The organism is Segeticoccus rhizosphaerae (assembly GCF_009192725.1).
GTDB classification, from domain to species: Bacteria; Actinomycetota; Actinomycetes; order Actinomycetales; family Dermatophilaceae; genus Segeticoccus; species Segeticoccus rhizosphaerae.
In genome coordinates, this window is record NZ_VOHR01000001.1 from 54,270 (window position 1) to 71,607 (window position 17,338).

Here is a 17,338-nt window from a genome sequence, read left to right on the forward strand (position 1 = left end):
GGGACACCAACCCGGGAACGCAGTTTCTGAACGTCCCGAAGCTACTCCGCTCCGTCCACGGTGCCGAGCCCCATTCCGCGGCTCACACGCCGCCGTTCCGCCACCGTCCGGTGCCGGACGGTGGTTGCCAGGACAACACCGGCTTCAGAGAACGGAACACGGCGCGATCCGGCGTGCACCGCATGACGGCATCGCGCACGGCGACGACGGGGGCCGACTGGAGCTGGGCGATGACACCGATGAGTCGGGAGCGCCGGGCGACCGACTGGGTTCTGGTCCGGCGCTGCCGGTCGTAGGCGGCCAGCGCGGCCGGGATGCTGGGTGCCGCATTGAGCACGGCCGCCAAGGTGACCGCATCCTCGATCCCTTGCCCCGCTCCCTGCCCCAGGTTCGGTGCCATGCCGTGTGCGGCATCGCCGATGAGCCCGACGCGGCCTGACACGTATGTCGACAGCGGGGGCAGTTCGTACAGATCGTGGTGGAGCACGACCTCGGGCGGCACGGCCCGGAGCAGCTGTGGGACGGGTGCGTGCCAACCGCTGAAGCGCTCAGCCACCTGCGACAGGGCCTGCGGAACCTGTCCGGCAGGCGTGTTGACGACGGCGAAGCAGTAGACGCGACCGTCCGGCAGCGGTGCCCACCCGAACCGCAGGCCACGCCCCCACATCTCTCCGTCCTCGTCGATGTCGGTCGGGTCGGTGAGCATCCGGTAGGTGCTGTAGCCGAGGTAGCGTGGGCGTCGCGCCTGCCGCCACAACCCCGTCCGCACCGTGCTGTTGATGCCGTCCGCGCCGACCACCAGGTCGGCCCCGGTCGTGCCCGCCGAGTGCGCGACGGACCCGTCCGACTGCACTGCCTTCACGACAACGCCGCGTCGCAGCGTGACCGGCGCCGGCAGCGCGCCCACCAGGACATCGAGCAGCTCGGCGCGGTGAATTATCAGCAGCGGTCCGAAGAGTCGCTCTGTCTCGGCAAGGTCGGTCGTCGACAACGCCCGCCCGCTGACGTCCCGGATGACCGGCCTCCGCGCCACCCGTGCACGGGCCCGCACCTGTTCGCCGACTCCGAGCTCATCGAGAGCGCGCAACGCGTTCGGCCACACCGACAGGCCCGCTCCGACCTCGCCGAACTGCCCGGCCTGCTCCATCACCGTCACCTGCGCCCCCACGCGTGCGAGCCCGATGGCCGCCGCAAGCCCGGCGATGCCGCCGCCCACGATCAGGACCCTCATGTACCCTCCTCTACATTCGTAGAGCATGACATTACATCCGTAGAGGGAAGGCGGCAACGCTGATGTCTCGCCGGACCACGATCACGGACGCGGCGATCGCGACCTTGGCCAGCGACGGTATGCGCGGTCTGACCCATCGCGCCGTCGACCACGCGGCGGGACTGCCCGAGGGCTCCACGTCCTACTACTTCCGCAGCCGGCTCGCCCTGCTCGAAGCCACCGTCCAACGACTGGTGGAGCTGGACGAGACCGAGGTACCGATCCTGCCCACCCCCGACCTCGACAGCTTCGCGGCGGCGATCGCGCAGTTGCTGCACACGTGGGTGACCCGCGACCGGCAACGCCAGCTCGCCCGCTACGAACTCACCCTGGAGGCGACGCGTCGACCGGAGCTTCGGCAGGTCCTCGTGCGTAGCGGCGAGATGGTCCGCGCCGCCCTTGCCTCATTGCTCGCCGCGGTCGGGGTCCCTTCTCCCGACGCCAAGGCGCACCACCTGGCTGCGCTCCTGGACGGCCTCGTCTTCGACCAGGTGGCCGGCGCCGGCGACAGGACGCTCTCACTCCCCCAGCTCACGATGGTCATCCGCGCCGTGACAGCCGCCATGGTCGAGGTGCCTGCGTGAGCTCGTGCGCCGGGCGGCACTGAACCGGCGTGGCCAGCCGGGCGGTTGCCCCGTGCCGATCGGAGCAAGAGCTTGCCGGCTCCTCTCCCGACCCGACCGGACACGCTTGACGGCAGGGGTGTCGCACGAAGGAATGGGTAGGGGGTGCAAATGTCTACCACCTCTGCGCGGGAGCGCCCGCGCACCGCTCTGGTCGCCGGTGGCTCGCGTGGGCTCGGGTTGCTGGTCGCCCGCGAACTCGCCGGCCGCGGGTTGCGGACCACGATCTGTGCCCGTGATCCGGAGGAGGTCGAGCGAGCGGTTCGGCAGCTGCGCCAGGATCATGGCCTCGAGCTGCAGGGCCTAGTGTGCGACGTCGCCGACGGTGCAGCCGTGCGCCAGATGGTCCGGGAGGTGGAGCGCGAGCACGGGGATATCGACGTCGCGATCCATGTCGCCGGGGTGATCCAGGCCGGACCGTTGACAGCGGTGACCGAGGACCTCTTCCGAGAGGCGATCGACATCATGGTCTGGGGCCCGATTCACCTCGCCCTCGCGGTGCTGCCCGGCATGCGCGAGCGAGGGTTCGGCCGCCTCGGCACGGTGACCTCCATCGGCGGCGTCGTGAGCCCTCCGCACCTGCTGCCCTATGCCACGGCAAAGTTCGGTGCAGTCGGCCTCAGCCAGGGCCTGCACGCCGACCTGGCAGGCACCGGCGTGACGGCGACGACCATCGTGCCGGGTCTGATGCGCACGGGCTCGGACCGGCACGCCCTGTTCACGGGATACCCGGCAAAGGAGTATGCGTGGTTCTCCGTCGCCGCGTCCCTGCCGCTGTTGTCCATGGACGCCGAGAGGGCGGCCCGCCTGATGGTGGACGCCGTCCTCGGCGGCAGGCCCATGGTCATCCTCACTCCCCTGGCCAAGGTCGCGACGAGGTTCGCGGGCCTCGCACCCAGCACGACCACTCGTCTGCTCAGGCTGGCGTCCCGGGCCCTGCCGACCGGATCCGGTCCCGGCGCGGTCGTCGAGGGAAGCACGGCGCGCCGACGCCTCGGCTCCGGCGTGGTGGACCGACTCACGACGCTGGGAACCCGCGCGGCACAGCGGTTCAACGAGGTGGACACCCCGGAAGGGGACGGCCGCGTCGAAAAGAGAAATCGACGCGACTAGAGCCCTGAGCCCAGCCCCACAGCCCGCAGACGCGATAATGCCGCCCGAGCTTCCTTGCACACCAGCGCTGCTCGGCGACGCATCCTCAGCCCTCGACGGCCGATCCGTGGCCTCGAGCGAAGGAGGGGGTGTCCGCGGCGAGCGCCAACCGTTCTTCGGCAATCATCGGCCAGAGGTACTCCGGGACGCCCACCAGGCGCAGGTGTCCACCCAGGGTGACCGCCTGTGCGCGCGCCGCCTGCAGGATGCCCAGTCCGGCGGAGTCGACCAACTCGGCCTGGGACAGGTCGACGACGAGACGAGGAACCTCCAGGTGCATGGCTTGCAGCAGTTGCTTCAGGCAGGCGTTGGCGCTGGACGCGTCGAGGATCCCGGCGACGGCCACCTGGGTCTCGCGGCCGTCCACGTCCACATTGATGGTCAGTTCGCAGTTCACGTGCGGCCTCCAGGGGCGAGGCGGACGCTGGCCAGCTGCTCGACCAACCACTTCAGCCTACGCCGATTCACGACCACCGCATCCTGACGCCGACGCGGTGACCGTTGGCGTTGTGTCCTGTTCTGGTGAGGGGCGATTCGGTACCGATTCACCGGACATCCGAGGCGGTCAGCTTGTCTCCAGGTCCCGGTTGTGCCCGCATAGCACCACGGGCAGATACCGACCGGTCGAGTAGAGCGCAGCGGCGACCCGCGCCGGGCGGCCGATCCGCGACGACCCGGTCGAGACCATCACGACCTTCCGGTCCTCGCCGTCGGGAAGCCAGTCGGTGAAGCCGAGCCCGGCCCTCGGGGAACGGAACTGCGGGCGGATGACGGGCCGGATGGACATCGACGGCACGCCGAGGTCGTGGGACAGCTCGCCCGCCTGTCCCGGGTAGGCGCACAGGTAGAGGTCCGTGGAACGATCCCGCCAGAGGTGGTGCGCGGCGGGGTCGGTCACCAGGACCATGCTCGGCGCGCTCAGTCGTCCCTGGCGGCGCAGCCGGCCCGCGACCAGCCCGGCGAGGTGGAACGTGCTCACCACGGCGTCCCCTCCGCGGAGCAGGCGACCGAGCCTGAACGGATACTGTCCGAGCAGGTCGACGATCAACACGTCACAGCCTCACTGGCGTAGGCGTCTGCCCAGTTCCCGTGCCACACCGTCGTGCCCGGAACCCATGCTGGCGGTGAGGACGAGGACGCGAGCCATATGATGCTCGTTCCCAAAGACGGAGGGAACATGCAGGACCGTTGCGCGTCCGCATCCCGCTGGGCAGCCGTCGGTCTCGGCGCGGCCGCGGCCGGCCAGGTCCTTCCGGCCGCCACCTGGATTCCGTCGGTCCGCCGCTTCCTTCCCGGCCTGCAAGGAAGCGGCCGCCCAGGCCATGTCGCTTTGACGCTCGACGACGGTCCGCACCCGGACACGACCCGGCCCCTGCTGGAGGTGCTGTCGCGTTGCGGGGTGCGCGCGACCTTCTTCCTGCTCGGCGAACGCGCAACGCGGGCACCGGACCTCGTCCCGGAGATCGCAGCGCGTGGCCACGAGCTCGGGGTCCACGGGTGGTCCCACGAATACACCCTCGGGCACGGTCCCCGCCCGGTCCACCTCCTGCTCAGCGCGGACGTTGCCCTACCCGGCCCGCGAGCCGCCAAACACCACCGCGACAGCTCAGTCCTCGCCCACACTTCCGTCGATGAGCTCTCGGGCGATGTCGAGGTGGCCGGCATGGCGGGCATACTCCTGGAGCACGTGGAAGAGGATCCACTCCAACGTCGGTGCGTCGGCGGCGGTCGGGAACCGGCCGCCGACCTGTGCCCGGGTCGCGAGCTCGTTGCCCTCGACGATCTCGCGTGTCGCCATGCCGCCCCGGTGCAGGGCGAGCAGCAGATCCGCCACCGACTCGTCCGGGCCGACTGCCCAGACCTCCGCCAAGCTCTGGTCACCCCATGGGGACTCGACCTGCTCCCCGCGGAAGCCCCAGACCAGCCACCGGCGCTCCATGAAAACCAGGTGCTTCACCAGCTCGATGGGACTCCATCCGGACGGCAGACGGCTCTGTCTCAACTGGTGGTCGCCCAGACCTGACACCTTCGTGGAGACGACTGACCGGTAGAAGTCCAGGTAGTCGAGAAAGCGACTGGCGGTGTCAGAGAAGGAATCGTGCGGGCTGGGCAGCGGCAGACTCATACCCGCCAGTCTCGCAGCGAACTCAGGCGCGGAGCACGCGGCGGCGGCCGCGTCCCGCTGCGGGCCGGCCCTTCCCGCCGACGCACCGCGGGGTACCTGAACCCGACCCGCAATCGGGCTACAGTCGAAGGAGACGGGCTGACGCCCACTGGTCGAAGGGAGTCCACCATGGACAAGACACCGCGCAAGGGGAGCATCGTGGTCGGGGTCGACGGCTCCGCCCTCGGCAAGATGTCACTCGAGTGGGCGGCCGCCCAGGCCGGACGCCGCCACCTGCCGATCCACCTCGTCCACGCCTTCGCTCCGGACGAGCCCTCGGCCATCTTCGGGGGCGGCGCCGACCACGACACGCTGGTCACCGCGAGCGAACGCATCCTCGAGGACGCCAGGGCCCGGATCCACACCATCGCACCGGATGTGCCCGTGACCGGCGTGAGCGCCTCGGGCTTCGCCTCCGCAGCACTCATCCGCGCCTCGCACGAGGCCGAGCTCGTCGTGGTCGGCGCGCGCGGCCAGAGCACCCTCATGCCGAGCGCGCTGGGCTCGGTGGCCCTGCAGGTCGCCGAGCACGCCCACTCCCCCGTGACCGTCGTGCGCCACGCCGAGGCCGACCACCTCAGCCACCGCCGCGTCGTCGTCGGGGTCGACGGCTCGCCCGACTCCCTGAGGGCCGTCGACTACGCCTACCTGCAGGCCGACCAGCGTGGCGCCGAGCTGCTGGTCCTGCACGCCTGGTGGCCCGAGCGGCGGCAGGACGTCACGGACGTCGCCACCTCCGACTGGCCCAGCTACGAGTCCGAGCAGCAGGCTGCGGTGGCGCAGTCCCTCGCCGGCGCGGCAGCCCGCTATCCCGACGTCAAGGTCAGGCAGGAGATCGTGCGCGGCAACCCGCTCAAGCTGCTGGTCGAGAAGTCGTCCGACGCAGATCTGGTCGTCGTCGGGGCGCGCGGCACCGGTGGATTCACCGGGCTACTGCTGGGCTCGGTCAGCAACGACGTGCTGCGCAGAGCGGCCTGCCCCGTCGCGATCGTCCGCAAGCGGCTCGTGAACCGCTGAGTCCTTCGTCGCGGCTGCTGTGCGGCAGTCGCCGCTCAGGCGGCGCCGAGCTGGTCCAGCAGGAAGGCGAGCTCGAACGCCCGCTGGTGCCACGCGTCATACCGGCCGCTCTTGCCGCCGTGCCCGGCGACCATCTCGGTGCGCAACAGGATGGGCCGCTCGACCGGGTCGGACGTCACCGTCTCCCGCAGTCGGGCGACCCACTTGGCCGGCTCGACGAAGTAGACCCTCGTGTCGTTGAGGCTCGTCGTCGCCAGGATGGCCGGGTAGTCCTTCACGGCGATGTTCTCGTAGGGCGTGTAGGACTTCATGTAGGCGTAGACCGAGGCGTCGTGCAGAGGGTCGCCCCACTCCTCCCACTCCCCGACGGTCAGGGGCAGTGACGGGTCGAGGATCGTGGTCAGCGCGTCGACGAACGGCACGCCGGCGTGCACGACCCGGAACCGGTCCGGCGCCAGGTTCGTGATGGCTCCCATCAGCAGGCCACCAGCCGAACGGCCCTCTGCGGCAAGGCGGTCCGGCGCGACCCAGCCCGAAGAAACCAGGTGGTCCGCGCACGCAACAAAGTCGGTGAACGTGTTCTTCTTGGCCTGCAGCTTGCCGCCCTCGTACCACCGGCGGCCCATCTCACCGCCGCCGCGCGGATGGGCGATGGCGAAGACCACGCCCCGGTCGAGGAGCGACAACCGCGCGATGGAGAAGCTCGGGTCGATCGAGATCTCGTAGGAGCCGTAGCCGTAGAGCAGTCCCGGGGCCGTGCCGTCCGCAGCCACATCCGCCCTGGCAACCAACGAGATCGGCACCCGCGTGCCGTCATCGGCGGTGGCCCACTCCCGGCGCTGCACATAGCGTGTCGCGTCGTAGTCGCCGAGCACCGGCTGCTGCTTGAGCAGGCTGAGCGTGCGCGCGCTCATGTCGTAGTCGTACACCGCCGTGGGCGTCACGAGCGACTCGAAGGTCACCTGCACCACGCCGCTGTCGTATGCCGGGTTGTTGCCCGTCGAGACCGTGTAGACCGGCTCGTCGAACCCCAGATCATGGCCCGTCCCGAATCCGTTCTCACTCGCGGCGTCTCGAGGCAGGACCCGCAGCGCCGTGAGACCGTCGCGGCGCAGCGAGACGACAGCGTGGTCGGCAAACGCCTCGACGGCCACCACCCTCTCACCGGGAGTCGGGGGCACCAGTGGGGTCCAGTCCTCGCGGCTGGTCGCCTCGAGCGGTGCACTCGACAGCTCGAAGTCCGGGTCACCGGCGTTGTGCACGATGAGCAGCCGGTCACCAGCAGGCTCCACGTCGTACTCCACGCCGTGCGTCCGAGGCGCCACCACTCGAGGTTCGTCGAGCGGGCGGGACGCATCGATGAGCCGGACCTCCGACGTCGTGGTCGAGCCGCACTGGATGACCACCCACCGGTCGTCGCGGGAGGCGCCCACGCCGACCCAGAACCGCTCGTCCGGGTCCTCGAAGACGAGCGAGTCTCCGGCGGCGTCGGTGCCGACCTCGTGGCGCCACACCTGGAAGGGCCGCCAGGCCTCGTTGACCCGGGTGTAGAACAGGTGTCGGCCGTCCTCGGACCACGCGACGCCGTAGCCGGTGTCGGTCACGGCCTCGTCGATGAGGGTGCCCTGCCCGTCCTCGCCGAACTCCTTGACCCGCAAGGTGAAGCGCTCGTCGCCCTCGAGATCCACGGCGTAGGCGAGTCGCGTGCCGTCCTGGCAGACCTCGAAGGCTCCCAGCGAGAAGAACTCGTGCCCCTCCGACTCGACGTTGCCGTCGAGCAGCACCTGCTCACCGTCGATCGCGACACCCGGCTCGGGACGCGGGCGGTCGGCGCCGGCGACGACCGGAAGGCGGCAGTGCGCGGCATACTGACGACCCTCGAAGGTGCGCGCGTAGTACCACCAACCGCCCAGCCGCGCCGGGACGGACAGGTCGGTCTCGAGCGTCCGCGAGCGGATCTCCTCGAAGATCCGCTGGCGCAGTGGCTCGAGGTGCTCCGTAACGGCGTCGGCGTAGGCGTTCTCGGCCTCCAGGTGGGCGATGACCTCGGGGGCGCTCTTGTCCCTCAACCACTCGTAGGGGTCGACGAAGCGGTCGCCGTGGTGCTCGCGGACGTGGTCGACCTGTGCGGCCACGGGGGGCTTGGGTGTGCTCACCGGACCACGCTAACCGACGTGGCTCCCCGGCACACGGCGGCCATCGTCACCACGGTCACCGCGACCGGGCGCGCAGCGCCCCTTGCCGTTTACCCGTGCGGCGACGATCCCAAACGCGGCTGAGCGATCACAGTCCGCGCGTTGCCCCTCGCCCGTGGCCGACTCGACCACCGCATCGGACGTCTTGGTGGCCGCCTCATCGAGTGGGGCGTGGACACCGTCTTCGGCCTGCCCGGGGACAGCATCAACGGCCTGATGGACGCGCTGCGCAAGCGGCAGGACCAGATCCGCTACATCCATGTCCGACACGAGGAGGTCGCCTCGAAGGCGGCGGTCGGGTACGCCACGTTCACCGGCAAGCTCGGCGTCTGCTTCTCCACCTGCGGCCCGGGCGCCGCGCATCTGCTCAACGGCATGCTGGACGCCCGCGTCGAGCAGGCGCCGATCATCAAGGCCCAGCTGGGCAAGGACTGCGTGCGGGACGACTCCCCCTACACGACCGGGCCGATCGCCCTGGTCTGCTCACGGCCCAGCGAGGAGGCACTGGAGCAGTGCGATGCGCTGGTGGTCGTCGGCAGCTCGCTGCCCTACATCGAGTTCCTCCCCGCGCCGGGCCAGGCCGTCTGCGTGCAGATCGACGACAAGCCGCACCGGATGGGGCTGCGCTACCCGGTGGATGTCGCCCTGTGCGGTGACGCTGGAGCGACGCTCACCGAGCTGCTGCCGCTGCTCGAGCGCAACGAGGACCGCGCGTTCCTGGAACAGGCCCAGGCCGGCATGGAGGACTGATGGGCGCTGTTGGAGGAGCGCGGCACCCGCGACGACGTCCCGATGAAGCCGCAGGTGCCGGCGTGGGCACTCAACGAGGTCCTCGCGCCCGACGCGATCGTCTGTGGCGACTCCGGCACGGTGACCACGTGGGCGGCCAGGCTGATCAAGATCCGCGGGGAATGAAGTTCAGCTTCAGCGGGACGAACTGCTCGATGGCGGCCGGCCTGCCCTGCGCGATCGGCGCCCAGACGGCATACCCGGGACGTCAGGCGGTCGTCTTCACCGGCGACGGCTCGATGACCATGCAGCTCGGCGACATGCTCACCCTGGTGCAGCACCGGCTCCCGGTGAAGATCGTCGTGATCAAGAACAACACCCTCGGGCTGATCAAGTGGGAGCAGATGGTCTTCCTCGGCAACCAGATGGTCTTCCTCGGCAACCCGGGGTACGGCGTCAACATGGCTCCCCTGGACTTCGTGAAGTATGCCGAGGCGTGCGGCGCCTACGGCGCTCGCGTGGAGGACCCGGCCGACTGCGTGGCGACCCTGCGCGCTGCCTTCGCGCACGACGGGCCCGCCATCGTGGCGATGGTCGTCGACCCGCACGAACCGCCTATTCCCGCGAAGGTCAAGAAGGCCCAGATGACCAAGCTGTTCAGTGCGATGAAGGCCGGGACTCCGAACCGCAACCGGATCGCCCTGCAGATGGTCAAGGACATGCTCGACGAGTCCACCTTCGACGCCAGCCCCGGCCACGTCATCCCGGATGCCGTCGGCAGGGGTGCGAAGGCGGTCGTGGACAAGGTCAAGGGGTCGGACGACGACCAGTGACCGGCCCGCGCGCCCTCGCCGGGCCCAGCTCCTAGCGGGTGGGCGGCGACCAGCGAGGGTCGCGACCGGCGAAGGCCACCAAGCGGTCGTAGGTCGAGGCATCAGCGGGCGGTGACACCTCCGTCCCGAACGCCTTGCCCTCGGCCTCGCTTCCGCGCATCGACGGCTGGAGCATCCCCTGCATCATGGCTAGGCCGCGCTCGGCCGGGCCCGGGTCGAGGCCGGAGCGTTCCCCCAGCGCCGTGGCCAGATCCCACGCGTGGACGGCGAACTCGGCGGTCACCAGGTCCGGAGGGATCCCGGGCTCGCTGGATCCCGCCACCTGCCAGGCGGACAGGAGCCGGTCCCCGCCCTCGCGGAAGGCCGATGCCCAGTCGGGTGCCACGCTCGGGGGCTGCTCGGACCAGTCGACCTCTTCGCCCTTGGCAGCGGCGAGGAAATTCGGCAGGTCGGCCACCACATGGTCGAGCAGGGTCGCCACGTCCCACGAGGCGCACGGCGTCGGCGACGCGGTCTGGCTGGGATCGACCCGATCGACCAGTGCGGCGAGCTGGTCGATCGCGCGCGCCATCACGCCGACGGGTTCGGAGGACTCTGGGGGCTGGGAGGTGGCTGAAGACGTATCGCTCATGGGCCCAGCATGGCGCAGGCCGGCCAGGGACGGCTTGTGGATTTGCGTCTGGCGTAGCCCGCCGTCAGCTGCTGAGGCAGGCCGGCCCGAGCAGCGCCTTGAGGTCACCGAACAGCGCCGGCGAGGCAGTGACCCGCAACTGGTCATCGAGGCGCATCAACACGGAACGGCCGGGCTGGGTGAGCCGGACGTGCACCTCGGTGACACCGGGGTGGTCGGACAGCACGCCCTTCAGCCGCTCGGCCAGTCCGTTGGTCGCGCGGGCCAGGGGCATCGTCACGACGACCGGTCCGCGTGGCCCCTCCTTGATGTCCGGCAGGGTCAGCTCCTGCGCGAAGATCGACGGCGAGTCGTCACGGCGGCTGACCCTGCCCCTGACGACACAGACCACGTCGTGGCTGAGCATCGTCGAGACGGTCATGTAGGTGGACGGAAAGAAGAGGCACTCGATCGCGCCGTCGAGGTCCTCGACCGTCGCGATCGCCCACAGGTCGCCCTTCTTGGTGCGCTTGACCTGAAGCCCGGTGATCAGGCCGGCGATCGTGACGCTCGCACCGTCAGGTTTGCCGTCCTCGGCCATGAGCGAGGCGATCGAGCAGTCGGCGTGCTGGGCGAGGACGTGCTCGATCCCGAAGAGCGGGTGGTCGGAGACGTAGAGGCCGAGCATCTCCCGCTCGAAGGCGAGCAGCGTCTGCTTGTCCCACTCGATCGACGGGATCGTCGGCATGGCGATCAGCGACGCCCCGGCATCCTCGCCGCCGGCGTCGCCGAAACCGCCGCCGAAGAGGGAGTCCTGACCGATGGCCTCCTGCCTCTTCTCGTCGACCAGCGCGTCGACATACGCCTCGTGCACGTGCACCAGGCCCTGTCGGGTGTGCTGCAGGTCGTCGAAGGCCCCCGCCTTGATGAGCGACTCGATGGTGCGCTTGTTGCACACCACGGCCGGGCTCTTGCGCAGGAAGTCCTCGAAGGAGGTGAACCGGCCCTTCTCCTCGCGCGCGGTGACGATCGCGTCGACCACGTTGCGCCCGACGTTGCGGATCGCTGCGAGGCCGAACCGGATGTCGGTGCCGACGGCCGCGAAGTTCGCGACCGACTCGTTGACGTCCGGCGGCAGCACCTTGATGCCCATGTGCCGGCACTCGTTGAGGTAGAGCGCCGACTTGTCCTTGTCGTCGCGCACGCTGGTGAGCAGTGCCGCCATGTACTCGGCCGGGTAGTTGGCCTTGAGGTAGGCGGTCCAGTAGGACACGAGCCCGTATGCCGCGGTGTGCGCCTTGTTGAACGCGTAGTCCGAGAACGGCACCAGCACGCCCCACAGTGCGGCGACCGACCCCTCGGAGAAGCCGTTGGCCTTCATCCCCTCGCTGAAGGGGACGTACTCGGCGTCCAGCACCTCCTTCTTCTTCTTGCCCATGGCGCGTCGCAGCAGGTCCGCGTTGCCGAGGGTGTAACCGGCAAGCTTCTGGGCGATCTCCATCACCTGCTCCTGGTAGATCACCAGGCCGTGGGTCGTGGAGAGGATCGGGTCTAGGGCCTCGACCATCTCGGGCTGGAGCTTGCCCTTCAGCTGCGGGTCGAGCGGGATGACTTCCTGCTTGCCGTTCTTGCGCAGCGCGAAGTTGGTGTGGGCGTTGACGCCCATCGGCCCCGGACGGTAGAGCGCGAGGGCCGCGGAGATGTCCTCGAAGTTGTCCGGCTGCATCTGCCGCAGCAGGGTGCGCATCCCGCCGCCGTCGAGCTGGAAGACGCCCAGGGTGTCGCCCCGGGCCAGCAGCTCGTAGGTCTTCTGGTCGGTCATGTCCTTCGACAGCGCCTCGAGGTCGAGGTCGACGTCGCGGTTCGACTTCACGTTGACCAGCGCGTCGTCGAGGATGGTCAGGTTGCGCAGGCCCAGGAAGTCCATCTTGACCAGTCCGAGCGTCTCGCAGCTCGGGTAGTCGAACTGGGTGATGATCTGGCCGTCCTGCTCGCGGCGCATGATCGGGATCAGGTCGATCAGCGGCTCGCTCGACATGATCACGCCGGCTGCGTGCACTCCCCACTGCCGCTTCAGACCCTCGAGGCCGAGCGCGGTGTCCACGATCTCCCTGGCCTGCGGGTCCTGTTCGACCAGCGCCCGGAACTCCGCCCCCTCGGCATACCTCTTGTGCTGGGGGTCGTAGATTCCCGAGAGCGGGACGCCCTTGCCCATCACGTCCGGCGGCATGGCCTTGGTGAGCTTCTCCCCCATCGAGAAGGGGAAACCCATGACTCGGGACGCGTCCTTGACCGCCTGCTTGGCCTTGATCGTGCCGTAGGTGACGATCTGCGCGACGCGTTCCTCGCCGTACTTCTCGGTGACGTACCTGATCACCTCGCCGCGGCGCCGCTCGTCGAAGTCGACGTCGAAGTCCGGCATCGACATGCGCTCCGGGTTGAGGAAGCGCTCGAAGATCAGCCCGTGCGGCACCGGGTCGAGGTCGGTGATCTTCATCGCGTAGGCGCACATCGACCCGGCACCCGAACCGCGCCCGGGGCCGACCCGGATGCCGTTGTCCTTGGCCCAGTTGATGAAGTCGGCGACGACCAGGAAGTAGCTCGGATAGCCCTTGCCGACGATGACCTCAGTCTCGTAGGCGGCCTGCTTGCGGGCGTAGTCGGGCACACCCTCGGGAAAGCGCTCGTGCAGCCCGCGCTCGACCTCCTTGACGAACCAGCTGGTCTCGTCCTCGCCCTCGGGCACCTCGAACCGGGGCATGTAGCGCCCCTCGCCCTCGGTGAAGGAGACCTCGCAGCGCTCGGCGACCCGCAGCGTGTTGTCGCAGGCCCCCGGCAGCTCGCGCCACAGGTGGCGCATCTGCTGGGGCGTCTTGAGGTAGAACTCCTCGGCGTCGAACTTGAACCGGTTCGGGTCCATCAGCGTCGAGCCGGACTGCACACACAGCAGCGCCGCGTGCGCCTTGGCGTCCTCGGCATTGGTGTAGTGCAGGTCGTTGGTGGCCAGCAACGGCAGGTCGAGGTCCTTGGCGAGGCGCAGCAGCTCCTTCATGGTGCGGCGCTCGATCTCGATGCCGTGGTCCATGATCTCGCAGTAGAAGTTCTCCTTGCCGAGGATGTCGCGCAGGTCGCCAGCGGCCTCGCGCGCCTGGTCGTACTGCCCCATCCGCAGCCGGGTGTTGATCTCGCCGCCGGCGCACCCGGTCGTGCCGATCAGCCCCTGGCCGTAGGTCGAGAGCAGCTCGCGGTCGATGCGCGGCTTGAAGTAGTAGCCCTCCAGCGAGGCCAGCGACGACATACGGAACAGGTTGTGCATCCCGTTGTTGTTGCGCGCGAGCAGCGTCATGTGGGTGTAGGCGCCCGACCCACCGACGTCGTCCACCCCGTCGCCAAACTTGACCCTGGTCTTGTCGGTGCGGTGGGTGCCCGGCGTGAGGTAGGCCTCGACCCCGATGATCGGCTTGATGCCGTGCTTGGTGGCCTTCTTCCAGAACTCGTAGGCCCCGAAGACGTAGCCGTGGTCGGTCGTGGCAATCGCCGGCATCCCCATCCGTGCGGCGTTCTCGCACAGCTCGTCGATGCGGGCCGCGCCGTCGAGCATGGAGTACTCGGTGTGCACGTGCAGGTGGACGAAGTTGTCCCCTGCGTCGGAGGGTGTGGAGTGGGTGGCCATCGCAGGGAAGTCTAAGCCTGACGGCCGACATCGCCGGGCAGCGCCTCGCCCTCCGCCGGGGTGCCAGGGGCTGGTATGACGGCCGCCCGCCACACCGGCCGCGGGTCACGCCGCGACGTGCTCCAGCGCCTGTTGCAGGTCGTCCGGGTAGGAGCTCTCGAAGGTCACCCGCTCACCACTGCCGGGGTGGTCGAAGGAGAGCGACACCGCGTGCAGCCACTGTCGGTCCAGGCCCAGCCGCTTGGCCAGCACCGGGTCGGCGCCGTAGGTCAGGTCGCCCACGCAGGGGTGCCGCAACGCGGAGAAGTGCACCCGGATCTGGTGGGTGCGGCCGGTCTCGAGGTGGATCTCGAGCAGCGAGGCCGACCGGAACGCCTCGATGACGTGGTAGTGGGTGACGCTGGGCTTGCCGTCCCGGCGGACCGCGAACCGGTAGTCGTGGCCGGGATGACGTCCGATCGGGGCGTCGACGGTGCCCTCCACCGGATCGGGCAGCCCCTGGACGAGGGCGTGATAGGTCTTGTCGACCGTGCGGTCGCGGAAGGAGCGCTTGAGCAGCGTGTAGGCCCGCTCGCTCTTGGCGACCACCATCAGCCCGCTGGTGCCGACGTCGAGCCGCTGGACGATGCCCTGCCGCTCGGGCGCGCCCGAGGTGGAGATGCGGTAGCCCGCCGCGGCCAGGCCGCCGACCACGGTCGGTCCGGACCAGCCCACGCTGGGGTGTGCGGCGACCCCGATCGGCTTGTCGACGACGACGATCTCGGGGTCGTCGTGGACGATCGTCATGCCGGGCACGGGCTCGGCGACCACTTCCGGTGCCGTGTCGTCCTGCCGGTCGGGGAGGGTCACCTCGAGCCAGTCGCCGGCACGGACCCGGTCGGACTTGCCGGCGACCTTGCGTCCGAGCAGCACGGCGCCCGAGGTGGCGAGGTCGGCCGCCTTGGTCCGCGAGAGCCCGAAGAGTCGCGCCAGGGCGGCGTCGACTCGCTCGCCCTCCAGGCCGTCGGGCACCGGGATCGTCCGGGTGTCAGTCATCGGCGTCCTTGCGGTCGGGTGACGCGCTGTCCTCCCTCGCCCCTTCCGTCGGCTGCTCCCCAGAGCGCCGCTGGTCCGACGGCGGGTCAGCCGCCAGCTCCTCCGAGGGCTCTTCGGGCTCTTCCCCGGAGCGGCCGTCGCGGGGCGCCTCGTGCCGCCCTGCCCCGGAGCTGGCGCGCTTCCCGTCGATCCCGATGCCGGAGAAGGCGAGCAGCGCGATCAGCACCGCGGCGGACACCACCGCCATGTCGGCGACGTTGAAGATCGGCCACCGGGGCAGCTCCAGGAAGTCGACGACGTGACCGCGCCCACCGCCGGGGTAGCGGAAGATGCGGTCACTGAGGTTGCCGAGGGCCCCACCGAGCAACAGGCCGAGGGCCAGCGCCCAGACGCGGCTGCCGAGGCGACGGGCCGTGACGATGGTCACCACGACCACGCCGGCGGCGATCAGCGTCAGCACCCACGTCGCTCCCGTCGCCAGGTTGAACGCGGCACCGGGGTTGAAGGTCAGGTGCAGCCTCAGCACCGAACCGACCAGGTCGCGCGGCTGCGTCGGGTCGAGGTTGGCGACGACCCACGACTTGCTCACCTGGTCGAGGGTCAGGACGATGGCCGCGGCCACGACCACCATCACGAACAGCGCTCGCCGGGGGCGCCGTGGCTCCGGTGGGGTGGGGGTCGGGTCGTCGCCTCTTGGTGTGGCGCTCAGCGGCGCTCCTGCTTGCGTTTGCATGTCATGCATAGGGTCGCACGAGGGAACGCCTGAAGGCGAAGTTTGCCCACCGGGTTGCCGCACGACTCACACCCGCCGTAGGTGCCGGCGGCGATCCGTTCGAGCGCGTGCAGGCTCTGTTCGAGCATGTCGCGCGAGTTGTTGGCCAGCGAGATCTCCTGCTCGCGCTCGAAGGTCTTGGCCCCCGCGTCGGCCTCGTCGTCACCCGACTGGTCCCCGGCGTCCTGCATCAGCCCCGCAAGGCCGACCTCGGCCAGGTCGATCTCCGACTCCAGCCTTCGCACGTCCGACTCGAGCTCTTCCTTGACCTCCGCCAGCTCGCCGCTGGTCCACGCCGACTCCTCCTCGAGGACCGGCAGGCTGCGGGCAGTGGCAGCCGTCACCGCGACCTTGCGGGGCCGTCGCGCCGCCGCCTTGCTGGTCGCCCTCCGGGGCGTCTGCTTCACCGTGGGCCTGCCAGCCGGCGCCGCCTTCTTCGTGCCCGCCTGCTCCTTGGTGGCCGCCTGCTTCTTGGCGGTCTCCTTTTTCGGCGGGGACTTCACGTCGGTCTTCTTCGCCCCGGCCTTCGTCGCCGGGCGCGTCGCGTCCACCTTCTTCGGGCTCGCCTGCTTCGCGACCGACCTCCCGCCGGTCGCCTTGCCGGTGATCCCCTTCGCCGTGGCCTTACCGGCCGTCGTCGCAGCACTGCCGTCCGTGGCCTTCTTCGCTGCTGACCGCGTCGCTGGTGCCTTCGCGGCCTTCTGGCCACCGGCGCCCTTCGTGCTCGCTCCTCTGCCGGTCGCCCTCGTCGTCGCCTTGCCGGTGGACTTGCCGGTGGACTTGCCCTGTGCTGGCGTCACTGCCGTACCACCCTTCGTGGTGGCGGCCGTGCGGCCACTGCGCGTGGACTTCGCCCGGGTCGCCTTGTGTGCGGAAGCGCTCGGCGCGGCGTCGGCTGCCCCCGCAAGCTTGGTCTGGGACGCCATCGTCTTCTCTGCCATCGCACCCTTTCCGGGTTTCGTCGCCTCGCGGTCCCCCGGCGAGGAGCTCTTGGCGGTCCGTGGCGCTGAGGATAGGGCAGGAACCCAGATCCCTCAATGAGGAAACACGGGACGCAGGGAACAGTTTCCCGCGGGCGAGCGCAGCCGTTGCCCCGTGAGCACGCAGCGAGGGCGCCGACCGAGCTCGGTCGACGCCCTCACGTGGTTCTCGGGTGCTAGGGGCGGTCCGCCGGGGTGTCGCCCTCCCCCGGAGCCGGCTGTGCCTGGTCGCCCGACGGGGCCTCGCCGGGCTGCTGTCCGGCCCCGACGGCCCGTGCTTCGCCG

The 17,338-nt window shown here is 69.9% G+C and carries 16 protein-coding genes and 1 pseudogene; 7 read left to right on the forward strand and 10 right to left on the reverse strand.

Annotation, left to right across the window (positions count from 1 at the left end):
* Window positions 1–82: 82 nt before the first annotated feature.
* Window positions 83–1,231, reverse strand: coding sequence for an FAD-dependent monooxygenase (locus FRW57_RS00265; RefSeq protein WP_152184984.1), 1,149 nt, complete (start codon window positions 1,229–1,231; stop codon window positions 83–85).
* 62 nt (window positions 1,232–1,293) lie between these two features.
* On the opposite strand from FRW57_RS00265, the gene FRW57_RS00270 reads away from it, so the two are divergent.
* Both FRW57_RS00270 and FRW57_RS00275 read left to right on the forward strand, forming a co-directional pair.
* Window positions 1,294–1,854 (forward strand): TetR/AcrR family transcriptional regulator, encoded by a 561-nt coding sequence (locus tag FRW57_RS00270; RefSeq protein WP_152184985.1) that lies wholly within the window; start codon window positions 1,294–1,296, stop codon window positions 1,852–1,854.
* A gap of 150 nt (window positions 1,855–2,004) precedes the next feature.
* A complete protein-coding gene (locus FRW57_RS00275; protein ID WP_152184986.1) occupies window positions 2,005–3,006 on the forward strand; it encodes an SDR family NAD(P)-dependent oxidoreductase in 1,002 nt (333 codons plus the stop codon).
* Window positions 3,007–3,091: 85 nt separating this feature from the next.
* Here FRW57_RS00275 and FRW57_RS00280 read toward each other — a convergent pair whose 3' ends face one another.
* Both FRW57_RS00280 and FRW57_RS00285 read right to left on the reverse strand, forming a co-directional pair.
* Window positions 3,092–3,442: an STAS domain-containing protein gene (locus tag FRW57_RS00280; RefSeq protein WP_162529202.1), complete on the reverse strand. Its 351-nt coding sequence runs from the start codon at window positions 3,440–3,442 to the stop codon at window positions 3,092–3,094.
* Window positions 3,443–3,610: 168 nt separating this feature from the next.
* Window positions 3,611–4,096 (reverse strand): glycosyltransferase family protein, encoded by a 486-nt coding sequence (locus FRW57_RS00285; RefSeq protein ID WP_152184988.1) that lies wholly within the window; start codon window positions 4,094–4,096, stop codon window positions 3,611–3,613.
* A gap of 126 nt (window positions 4,097–4,222) precedes the next feature.
* Here FRW57_RS00285 and FRW57_RS24940 point away from each other — a divergent pair.
* Window positions 4,223–4,549 (forward strand): annotated as a pseudogene (locus FRW57_RS24940) (polysaccharide deacetylase family protein); the annotation flags it as partial.
* Window positions 4,550–4,651: 102 nt separating this feature from the next.
* Here the strand turns inward: FRW57_RS24940 and FRW57_RS00295 are convergent.
* Window positions 4,652–5,170, reverse strand: a complete 519-nt coding sequence (locus FRW57_RS00295; protein ID WP_152184989.1) for a DinB family protein — start codon at window positions 5,168–5,170, stop codon at window positions 4,652–4,654.
* A 168-nt stretch (window positions 5,171–5,338) separates the two neighbouring features.
* Between FRW57_RS00295 and FRW57_RS00300 the strand changes: the two genes are divergently transcribed.
* Complete coding sequence (locus FRW57_RS00300; protein ID WP_137120150.1) at window positions 5,339–6,226, forward strand: universal stress protein; 888 nt, start codon at window positions 5,339–5,341, stop codon at window positions 6,224–6,226.
* A 35-nt stretch (window positions 6,227–6,261) separates the two neighbouring features.
* Here the strand turns inward: FRW57_RS00300 and FRW57_RS00305 are convergent, their stop codons facing one another.
* Complete coding sequence (locus FRW57_RS00305; protein ID WP_152184990.1) at window positions 6,262–8,382, reverse strand: S9 family peptidase; 2,121 nt, start codon at window positions 8,380–8,382, stop codon at window positions 6,262–6,264.
* A 141-nt stretch (window positions 8,383–8,523) separates the two neighbouring features.
* On the opposite strand from FRW57_RS00305, the gene FRW57_RS23870 reads away from it, so the two are divergent.
* From FRW57_RS23870 to FRW57_RS23875, 3 genes are read left to right on the forward strand one after another with little or no spacing between them, the layout of a single operon-like run.
* Entirely contained in the window at window positions 8,524–9,171 is a 648-nt protein-coding gene (locus FRW57_RS23870) for a thiamine pyrophosphate-binding protein (RefSeq protein ID WP_203230154.1), read from the forward strand.
* 42 nt (window positions 9,172–9,213) lie between these two features.
* A complete protein-coding gene (locus FRW57_RS24700; protein WP_274381535.1) occupies window positions 9,214–9,336 on the forward strand; it encodes a thiamine pyrophosphate-dependent enzyme in 123 nt (40 codons plus the stop codon).
* Complete coding sequence (locus tag FRW57_RS23875; protein WP_203230155.1) at window positions 9,333–9,983, forward strand: thiamine pyrophosphate-dependent enzyme; 651 nt, start codon at window positions 9,333–9,335, stop codon at window positions 9,981–9,983. The genes FRW57_RS24700 and FRW57_RS23875 overlap by 4 nt, the downstream gene beginning before the upstream one ends.
* A 31-nt stretch (window positions 9,984–10,014) precedes the next feature.
* Here the strand turns inward: FRW57_RS23875 and FRW57_RS00315 are convergent, their stop codons facing one another.
* From FRW57_RS00315 to FRW57_RS00335, 5 genes are all read right to left on the reverse strand, one after another.
* Window positions 10,015–10,614: a maleylpyruvate isomerase family mycothiol-dependent enzyme gene (locus tag FRW57_RS00315; RefSeq protein WP_152184991.1), complete on the reverse strand. Its 600-nt coding sequence runs from the start codon at window positions 10,612–10,614 to the stop codon at window positions 10,015–10,017.
* Between the two features lie 64 nt (window positions 10,615–10,678).
* The gene (dnaE, locus tag FRW57_RS00320; protein ID WP_152184992.1) at window positions 10,679–14,266 is read right to left on the reverse strand and encodes a DNA polymerase III subunit alpha; all 3,588 of its coding nucleotides are present in this window, start codon (window positions 14,264–14,266) and stop codon (window positions 10,679–10,681) included.
* A gap of 105 nt (window positions 14,267–14,371) precedes the next feature.
* A complete protein-coding gene (locus tag FRW57_RS00325; protein WP_152184993.1) occupies window positions 14,372–15,301 on the reverse strand; it encodes an RluA family pseudouridine synthase in 930 nt (309 codons plus the stop codon).
* Window positions 15,294–16,043, reverse strand: a complete 750-nt coding sequence (gene lspA, locus FRW57_RS00330) for a signal peptidase II (RefSeq protein ID WP_420853228.1) — start codon at window positions 16,041–16,043, stop codon at window positions 15,294–15,296. Before lspA ends, FRW57_RS00325 begins: the two co-directional genes overlap by 8 nt.
* On the reverse strand, window positions 16,007–17,014 hold the full coding sequence (locus FRW57_RS00335; RefSeq protein ID WP_238999219.1) for a TraR/DksA family transcriptional regulator: 1,008 nt from the start codon (window positions 17,012–17,014) through the stop codon (window positions 16,007–16,009). The genes lspA and FRW57_RS00335 overlap by 37 nt, the downstream gene beginning before the upstream one ends.
* Between the last annotated feature and the right edge of the window lie 324 nt (window positions 17,015–17,338).

Excerpts from the sequence above, each read along its gene's own strand:
- FRW57_RS00295 (WP_152184989.1), bottom strand. The coding sequence starts at position 5,170 with ATGAGTCTGCCGCTGCCCAGCCCGCACGATTCCTTCTCTGACACCGCC.
- FRW57_RS00300 (WP_137120150.1), top strand. The coding sequence starts at position 5,339 with ATGGACAAGACACCGCGCAAGGGGAGCATCGTGGTCGGGGTCGACGGC.
- FRW57_RS00315 (WP_152184991.1), bottom strand. The coding sequence starts at position 10,614 with ATGAGCGATACGTCTTCAGCCACCTCCCAGCCCCCAGAGTCCTCCGAA.
- FRW57_RS00265 (WP_152184984.1), bottom strand. The coding sequence starts at position 1,231 with ATGAGGGTCCTGATCGTGGGCGGCGGCATCGCCGGGCTTGCGGCGGCC.
- FRW57_RS00270 (WP_152184985.1), top strand. The coding sequence starts at position 1,294 with ATGTCTCGCCGGACCACGATCACGGACGCGGCGATCGCGACCTTGGCC.
- FRW57_RS23875 (WP_203230155.1), top strand. The coding sequence starts at position 9,333 with ATGAAGTTCAGCTTCAGCGGGACGAACTGCTCGATGGCGGCCGGCCTG.
- FRW57_RS00275 (WP_152184986.1), top strand. The coding sequence starts at position 2,005 with ATGTCTACCACCTCTGCGCGGGAGCGCCCGCGCACCGCTCTGGTCGCC.
- FRW57_RS00325 (WP_152184993.1), bottom strand. The coding sequence starts at position 15,301 with ATGACTGACACCCGGACGATCCCGGTGCCCGACGGCCTGGAGGGCGAG.
- lspA (WP_420853228.1), bottom strand. The coding sequence starts at position 16,043 with ATGCATGACATGCAAACGCAAGCAGGAGCGCCGCTGAGCGCCACACCA.
- dnaE (WP_152184992.1), bottom strand. The coding sequence starts at position 14,266 with ATGGCCACCCACTCCACACCCTCCGACGCAGGGGACAACTTCGTCCAC.
- FRW57_RS24700 (WP_274381535.1), top strand. The coding sequence starts at position 9,214 with ATGAAGCCGCAGGTGCCGGCGTGGGCACTCAACGAGGTCCTCGCGCCC.
- FRW57_RS00335 (WP_238999219.1), bottom strand. The coding sequence starts at position 17,014 with ATGGCAGAGAAGACGATGGCGTCCCAGACCAAGCTTGCGGGGGCAGCC.